The 13,348-nt window shown below is 42.8% G+C and carries 13 protein-coding genes; 3 read left to right on the top strand and 10 right to left on the bottom strand.

Features of this window, described 5'->3' with window-relative positions; translation table 11 throughout:
• Positions 1-11: 11 nt before the first annotated feature.
• Positions 12-494: an MSMEG_0572/Sll0783 family nitrogen starvation response protein gene (locus TY87_RS18670; protein ID WP_100188205.1), complete on the bottom strand. Its 483-nt coding sequence runs from the start codon at positions 492-494 to the stop codon at positions 12-14.
• 383 nt (positions 495-877) lie between these two features.
• Positions 878-1,801, bottom strand: a complete 924-nt coding sequence (locus TY87_RS18665) for a carbon-nitrogen hydrolase family protein (protein WP_100188204.1) — start codon at positions 1,799-1,801, stop codon at positions 878-880.
• A 111-nt stretch (positions 1,802-1,912) separates the two neighbouring features.
• On the opposite strand from TY87_RS18665, the gene TY87_RS18660 reads away from it, so the two are divergent.
• Positions 1,913-2,830, top strand: a complete 918-nt coding sequence (locus tag TY87_RS18660; protein WP_100188203.1) for a LysR substrate-binding domain-containing protein — start codon at positions 1,913-1,915, stop codon at positions 2,828-2,830.
• A gap of 86 nt (positions 2,831-2,916) precedes the next feature.
• On the top strand, positions 2,917-4,317 hold the full coding sequence (locus TY87_RS18655; protein ID WP_100188202.1) for an aminotransferase-like domain-containing protein: 1,401 nt from the start codon (positions 2,917-2,919) through the stop codon (positions 4,315-4,317).
• 61 nt (positions 4,318-4,378) lie between these two features.
• Here the strand turns inward: TY87_RS18655 and TY87_RS18650 are convergent, their stop codons facing one another.
• The 3 genes from TY87_RS18650 to TY87_RS18640 form a co-directional block, all read right to left on the bottom strand.
• Positions 4,379-4,504: a DUF2474 family protein gene (locus TY87_RS18650; RefSeq protein WP_083766349.1), complete on the bottom strand. Its 126-nt coding sequence runs from the start codon at positions 4,502-4,504 to the stop codon at positions 4,379-4,381.
• Between the two features lie 72 nt (positions 4,505-4,576).
• Positions 4,577-5,584 carry a cytochrome d ubiquinol oxidase subunit II gene (gene cydB, locus TY87_RS18645; protein WP_100188201.1) on the bottom strand — a complete coding sequence of 336 codons (1,008 nt, stop codon included), beginning with the start codon at positions 5,582-5,584 and terminating at the stop codon, positions 4,577-4,579.
• Between the two features lie 11 nt (positions 5,585-5,595).
• Complete coding sequence (locus tag TY87_RS18640) at positions 5,596-6,996, bottom strand: cytochrome ubiquinol oxidase subunit I (RefSeq protein ID WP_100188200.1); 1,401 nt, start codon at positions 6,994-6,996, stop codon at positions 5,596-5,598.
• A 135-nt stretch (positions 6,997-7,131) separates the two neighbouring features.
• On the opposite strand from TY87_RS18640, the gene TY87_RS18635 reads away from it, so the two are divergent.
• Positions 7,132-8,541, top strand: coding sequence for an aminotransferase-like domain-containing protein (locus TY87_RS18635; protein ID WP_100188199.1), 1,410 nt, complete (start codon positions 7,132-7,134; stop codon positions 8,539-8,541).
• Between the two features lie 20 nt (positions 8,542-8,561).
• Here TY87_RS18635 and TY87_RS18630 read toward each other — a convergent pair whose 3' ends face one another.
• The 5 genes from TY87_RS18630 to TY87_RS18610 all read right to left on the bottom strand — a co-directional run bounded on the left by TY87_RS18630 (position 8,562) and on the right by TY87_RS18610 (position 13,269).
• Positions 8,562-9,059, bottom strand: a complete 498-nt coding sequence (locus TY87_RS18630; protein WP_100188198.1) for a DUF934 domain-containing protein — start codon at positions 9,057-9,059, stop codon at positions 8,562-8,564.
• A gap of 1 nt (position 9,060) precedes the next feature.
• Positions 9,061-10,719: a nitrite/sulfite reductase gene (locus tag TY87_RS18625; protein WP_100188257.1), complete on the bottom strand. Its 1,659-nt coding sequence runs from the start codon at positions 10,717-10,719 to the stop codon at positions 9,061-9,063.
• A 166-nt stretch (positions 10,720-10,885) separates the two neighbouring features.
• Complete coding sequence (locus TY87_RS22520) at positions 10,886-11,032, bottom strand: hypothetical protein (protein ID WP_157789921.1); 147 nt, start codon at positions 11,030-11,032, stop codon at positions 10,886-10,888.
• Between the two features lie 126 nt (positions 11,033-11,158).
• Positions 11,159-12,214, bottom strand: coding sequence for an AbrB family transcriptional regulator (locus TY87_RS18615; protein WP_100188196.1), 1,056 nt, complete (start codon positions 12,212-12,214; stop codon positions 11,159-11,161).
• Between the two features lie 392 nt (positions 12,215-12,606).
• A complete protein-coding gene (locus tag TY87_RS18610; RefSeq protein ID WP_100188195.1) occupies positions 12,607-13,269 on the bottom strand; it encodes a hypothetical protein in 663 nt (220 codons plus the stop codon).
• Positions 13,270-13,348 lie beyond the last annotated feature (79 nt).

Genomic DNA, 13,348 nt, shown 5'->3' with positions numbered 1-13,348 from the left:
CGCGGCTCCTATTACATTGTCCAGGTATCAATGATCAACGCATTATCACGACGATGTAGAAGTTTAAGATCCAATACATCCAATGGATTAATCGGTCTAATCCCTTCAATCAAAGAGCGTTCGCCGTGACCATAAAGCGCTTGAAGAGCAAAACGACACGCGTAAACTTTCCCGCCTTCTGCCATAAATTTTTTCAACTGATTGTTGAAGTTCATGTGACCCGGAAACGCTTCGTCACCCAAAGTAGGAAAACCACGTTGTACACCCAAGTTCACCCCTGGGCCGTAAAGTAGAATACTGGTTTCGTAGCCTTTACGAAGTAGACGAGTGGCTTGCAGCATGTTCACAAAGCCAATGGAACCTTCAAAGGCAACCGTGTGAAAAGTCACTAAGGCTTTCTCACCAGCTTCTGCTTTCACGTCTTCAAAGACTTTTTCTTCGTAATCAACTAGGAAATCACCATCTTTGTTCAGTGTGTGTGTTACTTCTGGCATGTTTTCTCTCCGATCAAGTTGTTGTGTAAGAAACCGATGTGTTCAATTTCAACTTGAGTATTGCAACCGGAGTGCCAATGATCGTAAGACAAAAAGCAATCAATGTGCGATAAAGCAAAACATGAGTGAAAAAATTCACAAGAATTTTTTTTAAAAATAGATAAAAATAGGTTTAAAGCTAGATCTAGCCTAACCTCTACTTCGCACTATAAAGTTTCATTATGCTCAGACAGTCACCAATTGAGTGCAAAAAACGAACATAAAACAACGCTCAATCCATAAAAGGAGAGGTAAATAATTAGAAAAACGTGGAAAAATCAGGAAGAGAAATAAAAAAGGCAGATTTATAGAACCTGCCTTGAAATGCGCCATTGTTGATTAAACTATTTTTGAAACACAACGCCGGACTTTGAGCGCTCGTCCACCGTAAGTTCAAAAATGTCTGGACGCGAATAATGACCACATACATCTAAGTCATAACGAGCTTTAGGAATATCCGCAAGATCAATCGACGCGCTAAGCAAACCTTCTCTATCTTGCAATGGTCCAGCGAGAACATTGCCCATAGGATCGATAATAATACTGCCTCCACGGATCAAACGGCGTTGATTATCCCAATTAGGAACATCAATACCAAGTACTTCTGGCGAAGGCTGAATTTGACACGCACTCACCACAAAACAGCGGCCTTCGTGACCAATATGACGCATGGTGCTTTGCCAAATATCCCGCTCATCGACCGTTGGTGCACACCAAATATCCACGCCTTTGGCATACATGGCTGCACGTAATAACGGCATATGGTTTTCCCAACAGATAGCGCCGCCCAATCGGCCTGCTTGACTTTCTACCACAGGTAAGGTCGAACCATCACCCAGCCCCCAAATAAGACGCTCCGTTCCGGTGGGCATGAGTTTACGATGTTTCGCTTCAAGGCCATTCTCTGGAGTAAAGTACAAAGACGTACAGTAGAGCGTGCTACCACTGCGTTCAATCACACCAATAACAATCGCCGCTTTGGTTCTTGCTGATAACTCAGCCAAAGTATCGGTTTCCTCACCTGGGACCGTCACAGCGTTATCGAAATAAGTGGCAAATGTCTCGCGGCCTTCATCGATTCGATAACCAAGGTAAGTACCAAAGGTTTCTCCTTTAGGATAACCACCCAGCAAGGCTTCCGGCATCACCACCAGCTTGGATTGAGAGGCAATGATTTGCTCTTCAAAAGATAAGATATGCTCTAAAGTGCGAGCTTTGCCCTCAGGATGAGAGCCAATTTGTAATGCACAGACGATAAACGCTGACATAAATACTACCTCGTTAACGATGTTTTCTTGATGAAAGTATTGGTCACAAAACCTCTATTCAGAGTAAAGTCTTTTGATAAACTCCAACATCCCAATCCATGACTAAGCATTATGAATGACATCAATATTTCATCGACTGACATGAACTTGTTAAAAGTATTTGAAGCCCTCTACATAGAAGGCAGCGCCAGTCGGGCAGCGCAGACACTTGGCCTCACTCAATCAACGGTGAGTGCCTCTTTGCGTCGACTAAGAACACTTTATAACGATCGTTTGTTTGTAAGAGAAGGCAAGGGATTAGCTCCAACGACCACAGCACATCAGCTAAAACCACTGATTTTTGATGCTCTCGATAAAATTCGTGAAACCCTACAATTGGTCAATCACAACACAACCAACTATCAAAACCGCACCATAGTAATCGGCTTATCCGATGATTTTGAAATTGCGCTAGCCGGTAAATTGATTGAAAAATTAGCCTTAGATGCGCCGCATTTACGTCCTATTTTTCGCCAAGCCTATAGCGTCATTGTGCCGGACTTATTACAAGACAACGTTATTGATGTTGCCATCACTTCTGGCACAGGAAATAGCCGCTTTATTCGCCGCCAATTATTGGGAAAAAGCCATTACAGTTGCATTATTAACCGTCGTTACACCCAAAAACTTCCATTACTGACCTTAGAAGAATTCATTAGCTTTGATCATGTTTTGGTGTCGTCCGCGGGTTATGTAGGCATTGTCGATAATGCCCTAGCAAGAAATCATTTGAAGCGTCATATCATTGCTTCAACCACACATTTCGCTGCTTTACCCTTTTTTTTGCAACAAGAAAATCGTATCGCAACTATTCCAGCCCACGCTGCAACCGCCCTAGCACAACTAGACGATCTTACAGTTCTGCCATGTCCTCTTGAGCTAGAAAGTTACCCCGTTGAAGCGGCTTGGCGAGCAAAAGACGACCAAAGTCCGCTCATTCAAACAGTTGTGGCTTCGATCAAAACTGTGCTTGAAAGCATTTTGTCTTAACAAAGAAAGTAGTAACTACTTGCGACATTTATAAAATTGATTGCATAATAAAATACAATCAATTTATCTAACTGAAAGAGCCAACTATGTCGACATCACTTCTGGCCACTTGGAAAAAAGAACTCGATAACAAAGGCAAATATCCTGCCTACAAACGTATTGCCGAACTGATTAACGAAAACATCGAATCAGGAAAACTGCAGCCGCAAGATAAGCTGCCGCCGATGCGTGATCTTGCGGAAGCCTTAGGGATTAATTACTCAACCGCTTCTCGTGCCTATAGCGAAGCGAAAAAGCGTGGACTCATCGACACCACCACAGGCGCGGGCAGTTTTATTAAAGGCAAAGTACCCGCGGTAAAACCGAGTCTAGCGCCCTATGAAATGACCATGAATTTGGTGATCGAACCATCGATTCCAACGCTATTAGAAGAGCTAAAAGACGGTGCGTTAAGTAGCATTGCCTCGGCAGACTTATTAAGCAGTATTCGCTACCAAGATTTTGGCGGTAGCCCAGAAACCAAACAATGCTTTTTAGGATTAATAAAACGACGCGTGATGAATGCCACCTTAGATAGAGTGGTTTCTTGCCCCGGCATCCACAGTGGCTTGGTCGCTTTGGTCACTCAGTTATGCAGTAATCAGCAAATTATCTGTGTCGATAGCCTTACTTATCCGGGCATTAAAACCATTGCCGCTCAACTTGGCAAAACCCTATTTTCCCTGGAAAGAGACAGTGACGGCCCATTGGTGAATGCCTTCGAAGACGCTTGCAAAACCCACGATGTCGCCGCGCTGTACATCAATCCAACCATGCAAAATCCTACCTCAGCCAGTATTTCAAAAAGTCGTCGAGAAGCGTTAGCAGACGTCGCATTGCGCTTTAGTATTCCAATAATCGAAGACGATGCCTATGGTTTAATCAGCCATGATTCGGCTCCCACCTTTGCTACGCTTGCACCAGAATTAACTTATTACATCAATGGCTTATCTAAGTGCTTTGGCCCCGGAATGCGCACCGGTTTTATATTGTGCCCAACGCATCGTAAAGCCGAATACACAGCTGGCGCATTACGCTCCTTGAATGTGATGGAAAACCCGATTATGCATACCATTGTCTGTCGCTGGATAAACGAAGGGACGTTAGATCACATGATCCAAGCAATTAAAAGAGAAGCCAATGCGCGGCAAGTAATGATCAAAGAAACATTAAAAATACACAGTGTATTGATGGAAGAAAACGCCTTTCATTTTTGGATAAAACTGCCTAAACACCTAGGTTGGAATCCATCAGATTTGGCTACAAAGCTTCGTTCATTAGGGGTTAATGCGGTTTCTAGCGCGGCATTTGCCACGGACAACAATCCGCCACAAGCATTAAGAATTTGCTTTGGTGGTCCATCTTCAAGACAACATTGCCAAGAACAAATGACTATTTTATCTGAACTACTCAACCAGCCTGCGCACCTAGCCAGAGTCATGTATTAAAAAGGGAGCGCGTTGAGCGCTCCCTTTTTAATATCTAAAGGCCTTTATTTGAAACAGAACGTTATTTAGATTCCATTCCAGCCAAAGTCATACCAAAGCGTATAATCGTCGCGACCACTAAAAGTGAGCCAACGCCAAGTGCCCAAAAAATCAGTAACCATTTAAATTGATGAAGACTTTTTTTCATCGTATTTTCCTCCAAACTAACTTCAGAAAAGGCTGGTTCGTTGTAAACACCAGCCCTTTTGTTATCTGCTTTCTAGTGATAACCGTCGGTATCTACCACTTTTCCACGAAACACTCGATAAGACCAAAAGGTATAAATCAAGATGACAGGCACAATAAACACCACGCCGACTAAGGTAAATTTAAGGCTAGACGTTGGTGCCGCAGCCTGATAAATGGTAATACTCGGTGGAATAATGTTTGGCCAAAGGCTGACACATAAACCCAAATAACCCAGAAACAACATGCATAAAGTACAGATGAAAGCGCGATATTCTTCTTTGGAATGCGCCGCCCCCATCAGCAAAAAAGCAAATGTAGCCGTGAAAATCGGCAAAGGTGCCAAATACATAATGTTCGACAAGTTAAACCATAAATCACGTACGCTTTCGTTAATCATTGGCGTATAAATACTGATAATAAACATACAAGCTGCGAGCAACAGAGTTAATGGCTTAATAAGTGCGCGCATTTTTTTCTGCAAGCCGTGCTCAGTTTTAATGATCAACCAGGTTACACCGAGCAATCCATAAGCAAACAACAAACTAAAACCGGTGAACAGGCTAAATGGGCTCAACCAATCCAATCCACCACCAGAAAACTCGCCATTTTCTACTTGAAAACCAAGGATCACCGCGCCCATTGCCACACCCTGAGCAAAGGTGGCCATTAAGGAACCAACAAAGAATAACTTGTCCCACATTGGGCGATGAGACTCCGTGGCTTTAAAACGAAACTCAAAGGCAACACCGCGTAAAATCAAACCAAATAACATCAGCAAAATCGGCCCATACAAGGCAGACAAAATCACCGAATACGCCATAGGAAACGCGGCCAATAAGCCTGCGCCACCCAATACAAGCCAAGTTTCGTTGCCATCCCAAACGGGCGCAACCGAGTTCACCATAATATCTCGTTCATGTTTGTCTTTAATAAAAGGAAACAGCAAGCCAATCCCTAAATCAAAGCCATCTAAGAACACATACATCATCAAGCCAAAGCCGATGACAAAGGCCCAAATAGTCGGTAAATCAAAATGCATGACACTGTCTCCTAAATTTCTACGCCATCAGCGGCGGATAGCGGACGGGCTGGGCGTTTATTCAAATGCTCATTGTCTTCAAGTGAATAATCGTCTGCTGGGCCTTTGGTAATCAGCGCCAACATGTAACGCACGCCTACACCAAAAACACAGAGATACACCAACACAAAAATCAGCAACGACAAACTCATGGCAGTAACGCTATTGGGCGAGCCGGCATCCACTGTACGTTGCAAACCATAAACCACCCAAGGCTGACGGCCTGTTTCTGTGACAAACCAGCCTGTAAGCATGGCAATTAGGCCAGATGGCCCCATGGCAACACAGAAGCGCAGAAACCATTTTTTCTCGTAGATTTTGCCTTTTTTACGCAGCATCAATGCCGTAACAGCCAACACAATCATCAAGATGCCAAGCGCCACCATGATGCGAAAACTAAAGAAGACCACTGGCACATAAGGACGATCTTCCGGTGCGACAGAAGTCAGCGGTGGAATATCCCCATCCAAAGAGTGAGTCAAAATCAAACTGGCAAGATTCGGAATTTCAATCGCAAAATCATTTCTTTCCTTTTCCATATTCGGCCAACCAAACAAAACCAACGGAACGCCTTCACCTTTTTCGGTTTGATGCCAATGTCCTTCCATGGCTGCGACTTTAATTGGCTGATGCTCTAAAGTATTTAAGCCATGTTGATCACCGACCATCACTTGCAATGGTGCCGAAATAAGCAGCATCCACATTGCCATGGACAACATTTTTTTCGCGACTGTTACATGAGAGCCTTTTAGCAAATGCCACGCGCCGGAAGCACCGACCAACAATGCGGTTGCCAAGAAAGCAGCCAAGCCCATGTGCACTAAACGATAAGGAAAAGAAGGGTTAAAAATGATCTCGAACCAATCAACAGGTACAACGCGACCATCAACGATATCGTAACCTTGGGGGGTCTGCATCCAACTGTTAGACGCCAAAATCCAAGTCATCGAGATCAAGGTTCCAATAGCAACCAAAATAGTGGAGGCAAAATGTAGCTTTTCGCCGACTTTTTTCCAGCCAAACAACATAACACCCAAAAAGCCAGCTTCAAGGAAGAAAGCGGTCATCACTTCATAACTCAGTAGTGGACCGGTAATCGCCCCTGCGAAGTTAGAAAACTGGCTCCAGTTGGTGCCAAATTGATACGCCATGACAATGCCGGAAACAACGCCCATGGCGAAGTTAACCGCGAATATTTTCATCCAAAATCGGCATAAGGTCATGTAAATCGGCTTTCTGGTGTACAACCACAAGCCTTCTAATACCGCCAAATAACTGGCAAGACCAATCGTAATAGCGGGAAAAATAATATGGAACGAGACGGTGAACGCGAATTGTACTCGCGCCAAATCAATAGCATTTAAATCAATCATTGTGCCCTGCCTACCCTCTACACTGTCAGAAAGCAAAAAATAATTACTTTGTTGAGTGTAAGGCTTAAAAAAATACAGAACAGGCACAATAAATTAATTTAGAATAGGCACAGATTCATTATTAAAGGTGCGATCATGAGTCAGTTTAAATACCTAGAACTGGAACACTTGTTACGCAAAGACATAAAAGCCAATCACTTTTTACCCAGCGGAAAGCTGCCTTCTGTCCGAGAAATGTGCCAGAGCTTGGGCTTTTCTAAAGCCACGGTGTTACATGCCTTGCATCGACTCGAAGCGGAAGGACTGATCTTTTCTAAACCAAAATCAGGTTACTTTGTAAAAGCAACGACACCAAATGACCGACTCTCGCCAAAGCGCATTAATCCACCCGTCGCTCCCAGAGACGTAACCGTTCCAGCCATCCTAAAAGACATCATGACGCGCAGTGCCGCCTTTGATATTTTGCCAACAGCGGGCACCTCTAATGATGCGAATCACCTCATCACTTTAAACCGACACATAAGCAAAGCGCTTCGCTCTAGACCCACGCAAAAAGCCCTTTACTACAACGACTCAAGCGGCGATATGCGTTTAAAAGACGCCATTGTGACTCACTATCGCTATCGTGGTTTGAACCAAGATCCATCACAAGTTTGCATTACCGGTGGTTGCCAACACGCTTTATTCATTTCTCTCATGGCGACGTGCTCACCTGGCGATACTGTAGCCGTGGAATCTCCTGCGTTTTATGGCGTGTTGCAAATCATGGAACAACTCAAACTGAAAATCATCGAGGTCGCTGCTGACCCTGAAGAGGGTTTGAGCGTTGAAGATTTGGCCGAAAAAATATCAGAGTGGCCAATCAAAGCCTGCATTGTGTCCCCAAATTACGCCACGCCCACCGGGGCATTTATGCCAGAAAAAGCCCGCCGAGCGCTCATCAATCTAGCGGTCGAAAAAGATTTTTGCATCATAGAGGACGATATCTATGGGGATTTGGCTTTTCCGCCTTTTACAGCAGAACCATTGAAGAAATTCGATCCTAACGGACAAGTTATTCTGTGCAGCTCTTTCTCGAAAAGTTTATCGCGAGACTTAAGAATTGGTTGGGTGTTTGGAGGCAAATGGCACGACAAGATTACTCAATTGAAACTGGTTACTCAGCTGTCTTCTAGTGAATCCACTCAGCAAGGGCTGGCGACATTTTTAGAAGAAGGTCATTATCGTCGCTACCTTGCTCAACAGGTCAATACGTTAAAGCAACAACAAAGGGAACTGATGACTTTATTAGATGCCCATTGGAGTGACAAAATTCGCTATACCCACGCCCAAGGCGGCATTTCTATGTGGGTAGAATTAAACGAATCCATCAATACACAACGTAGTTATAACAAAGTATTAGAGCAAGGAGTGATCATGACACCCGGCTCACTTTTCTCGGCGTCGGGTCAATATAAAAACTTTTTACGTTTAAGTTATATCCACCCGTTAACCGAACAAAGACAAGCCGCTGTCAAAAAGCTGTTTAGCGTACTACTTGGATAGGCTTTTGTTAAACATAAAACCTAGCGACGAACCCGTTTATAAAGCGGGTTCGGTTGCGATACACTACCACTATAAGTGACGGACAAGCCTTTGATGCCTTTCGCCGCATCATGGGGATCTTTGCCTTCTTTAATCGCAAAACTGTCGAAACCGCATTGGCGCATTAGGCTCAGTTGATCTCTTAGTACATCACCAAAGGCACGTAAATCACCTTGATAATTTAACCGCTTACGCAGTAAATACGCCGTCGAGTAGCCACGTCCATCTTTGAAATTAGCAAAGAAAACACAGATAAACGATAACTTATCGATATCGCCTTTTAATTCCATTGGATCATCATCAACATCAATCCAAACAGCAGTTGGCGCGTTGTCACCTCGCTCAACTCGCGCTAACCAAGCCCTCATCGGTAAGATTTGATGGGGCTCAAGTGAGTCACAATCCTCTTCTAAAATAATCCAATCATCGGCTTTGCTGATCGTCATATCATTAGACTGAATATGGATAATATTCTTCATACTAGACTCCTACCGACTCATAAGCAGCCAACTTGAATGGTTCCAAACCTATGCGTAAAAAGGTTTCATGAAACGTTTCGCTGTCATCTCGATTCGCTAGATACGCATTGGTAATGTTTTTAACCACTCTTGGTAGCGCGTCTTCACTCACCGCAGGGCCAATCACTTTGCCGATTTGACTGTCTTTGCCTTGAGCTCCGCCAATGGTAATTTGGTAATAATCTTCGCCTGATTTATTCAGCCCTAGAATACCGATATTGCCAATATGATGATGAGCACAAGCATTAATACAACCAGATAAGTTAATACTGATATCACCGACTTCTAGCTGCTCTTCAATGCTGTAAACCTCAGCCACTTTTTTAGCAACAGGAAAAGAATGTGCCGTCGCCAAATTGCAATAACTCGCCCCAGGACAAACAATCATATCGCTCACTAAACCCACATTAGGTAAAGCCAAACCCACTTCACATAAACTTGACCAGACACTAAAAAGATACTTTTTCGGGATATCCGGAAGCACTATATTTTGTTCGTGAGCAATGCGAATCACACCAAACCCATAAAGATCAGCAAGATCAGCTATACGCTGCATTTGCTCAGCATTCAAATCGCCCGGCGTGTTGGTAGGGAACTTGGTAGAAATCGCCACCGACGCATAACCGCTAACCTTATGAGGTTTCACACTGCGTGATGCCCAAGAAGAAAATTCGTCATTACTTGCTAAATGCTGGCCATATTTAAGATCAGTATCATCTAAAGCGTTATAAAGAGGCGATAAAAACTGAGAAGCTACACGGCTTAATTCATCATCCGTAAGTGTAGAAAAACCCTCACGTATCTGCTGCCATTCGGCTTCTACTTCTTCACGAAAAGCGTCTACACCTAATGAATTCACAAGAATTTTAATACGCGCTTTGTACTTATTGTCGCGTCGCCCATAGCGGTTAAAGACGCGAAGAACCGCCTCAATATAAGACAATACCTCCGACCAATGTAAATCGTCTTTTACAGCTTTATTCAAGAAAGGCGTACGACCTAATCCACCACCAACCATAACCTGAAAACGCAATGTTTCTTCTTCATCACGATACAAATACAAACCGATATCGTGCATACGCACTGCCGCTCGATCTTCTTTGCTAGAACTAACCGCAATTTTGAATTTACGAGGCAAGAACAAAAACTCAGGATTCACTGTTGCCCATTGACGAATAATCTCGGCAAAAATACGCGGATCATATTCTTCATCGGGAGCTACGCCCGCGTAAGCTTCGGTAGTAACATTACGCACACAGTTGCCTGATGTTTGAATAGCATGCATATCAATAGATGCCAAATGCGCCAAAATATCTGGCGTATCTGCCAATTCGATCCAGTTGAACTGGATATTTTGACGAGTGGTAAAATGCCCATAACCACGGTCAAATTCATTGGCAATGACCGCTAAACCACGCATTTGATCACTGGATAACGCACCATAGGGAATAGCGATGCGCATCATATAAGCGTGTTTTTGCAAATACAGTCCGTTTTGCAAACGCAGTGGCAAAAACTCGTCTTCCGTTAATTCGCCGCTCATCCGACGCGCCACTTGATCGCGAAACTCTTCTACGCGCTCGTTAACCAACGCCCTATCATATTCATCGTATCGATACATTTTTGTCATTCTCCCCTAAACCTAAAATATGCGGAGAAAATATCAATAAGACAGTGTCTCTAATAGGACAAGAAAAAATAAAATGCATAGGTACAGATAATGAAGGCGGTAACCGACCACTCCAAAAGGAAAAAGTAAACACTATTTAAAGATCCGACCTGTCTATCTACTTAATGTCGTCTGTGCTGTTGCCAGTATTTCCATAGACACGCATCACACGATGCTTATTTTTCCGAACCATCGAACCATCGAACCATCGAACCATCGAACCATCGAACCATCGAACCATCGAACCATCGAACCATCGAACCATCGAACCATCGAACCTAGACAATATTAGCGATCAAATGAAAAAACTGAAATAATACTTACCTATGCTAGCTTGAGAAAAACTCGAATACAAAATAGCACAGCACTGAATATTGCGACTATATACTGGTTATGATGCTAATTTCTTGTCTCGCTTACGAACCAATGCAAGCATCCAAGGAACATTTGGTAAAATAAGAAAAATTCTGACGAGGTGGAACGCGGTTATCAACGCGACATCTTCATTTAAAAATTGGGCTGTTAATGCCATTTCCGTCACGCTCCCAGGTGCTGAGCCCAGTACCAGCGCACGCCAATTAATATCGCTGAACTGCGACACTATAAGCGCTAGAAATGCACTAGTTAAAATCAGCAACGTGGCCGTTGCAAATATGCCCATGACTAACCGACCGGCTCGCTGAAATATCTCTTTTCTGAAAGTCGATCCTAACCATGTACCCAATAAGATCTGGCCACATGCCAATATTTCATGGGGATATGGTGAAATAGGAATAAATTCTGTGACGGAAGCTGTACATGAAAACGCCAAAGCACCTAGAAAAAACGCACTGTTTATTCTAAGTACATAAAACAGTGCACATGTAGCAATCGCACCTAAACTGACACATGTCATCCCCAAATAACTCCATTCTTCAATTAACAAAAACTGTGCATTTGGTTCGGTGTGGGATAAGTAATACAACGCCACGGGGATGATAATGACAATAGAAGAAATTCTGAGAGTTTGCGCAAAAATAACTGGACCGGGATCCCCCCCATAAGTTTTAGCTAAATTACCCATTTCTACTGGTCCACCAGGTAAACAAGACAAAAATGCAGTGACTGGGTCTGCTCCGGTTATTTTTTGTAATAGCAGTGACAGAACATAACCCATAAAAATGGTTGCTAATGCCAATCCGATAATAACGCCAGCATGACCTAACACCGCTGAAAACGCATCAGATGTGAAATGAAGTCCAACTTGCACAGCGATAATAATCTGACCAATAGGACGTGTCCGTACTGGAATATCGACAGTTTTAATGAACATGTTGATAAGTGCCATACCAACGAGCGGTCCGATCATCCAAGGCAAAGGAAGTTTGAGTTGAGCAGCCAAATACCCCATAAATGTAGCGAGCAAGTAACAGCAAAAAAGAGGTAAAATGCGCGTTTTTGTTATCATTATATATCCAATTGGAGTTATATATTTTTCAACTCAATCAGCTAATGTGCCTGCGAGGAGGAATTTAAATGTGCTAAGGCAAGATAACTGATAAAACTTCACATTAAAAATATTACACTCACAACGACCCCATCTACAACTAACAAAAAAGACGTTTTGACTAACCAAATATGTCTAGTAAAGTTCTGGTAAGTCCACTGTGACCTCTTAGTGATGCCTAGTCCTAAGCATACATTGTCTAAGGAACATGTGATCCTTTCCAATTAGCTATTTCATACCGCTCAGAGCGCATCGTCAGACCAACTTGCAGCAAGTCCCCAAGAACAAAAATACGTCATCTTTATCCAGAGCAAAGCCAAATTGAGCCATTAGTTCTGAATATTGCTCTTGGTTTAATGATATTGTCCGCTTACCCTTTCCTTTAATCGGATCAATAACAATGTTTCGATTTTTTTGTCAACCACGTTAATCTCATAGCCAACAAATGAGGCAAGCTCCTCGCTATGCTTTACCGATGGTTTAAGTGGACTAGATTTAGGAAGTAATTTAACTTCCCTTTCCTCTCCAGTAACAGCAATGATTATTTCTTCTCTACCACTAAGCCTATCAATAATTTTTGCAGCCTCGTATAACGAAGCAGAATTATTCTTTCCTGCGCTTTGATAGGCCTTATCTGGATCTTCAGCCATAAGATTAAAACAAGAAGTAATAGTTTGAAATTGAGAGCTGATAGCAGCACAAACAATTGAGATTTCTTTATCAAATAGATCTTGATGATTATCAGCATCAAAATCATACATGACATCAAATCTATCAGCAGTAATACCTAGCGCAAATTTACTTGCTTTTAACTTAAATCCTTTTACTTCTTTTTTGGCTAAATTTTGTTCTCCTCGACTATTTGACAAGCGAACAATCACAGAAATTAATTTTGAAATATCTTTTAATGTGTTATTCCCAGACCGACTAAGCTGTGTAAAAACTAAGGCCAGGCTTGTTACATCAAGCTCAATATCACTGCGTTTTAAACTTAACTCACAAACACTCTTTCTCATCTACACCTCAGCATTCGAAAAATACGACTGAAAGCACTGTCTAAATAAAAGGGCTATCCATTTAGAGCAACCAGACACT

The organism is Marinomonas sp. BSi20584 (genome assembly GCF_002792415.1).
Lineage (GTDB): Bacteria > Pseudomonadota > Gammaproteobacteria > Pseudomonadales > Marinomonadaceae > Marinomonas > Marinomonas polaris.
The sequence above is the reverse complement of the archived record's forward strand: the minus strand, read 5'-3'. Positions and strand labels throughout refer to the sequence as shown.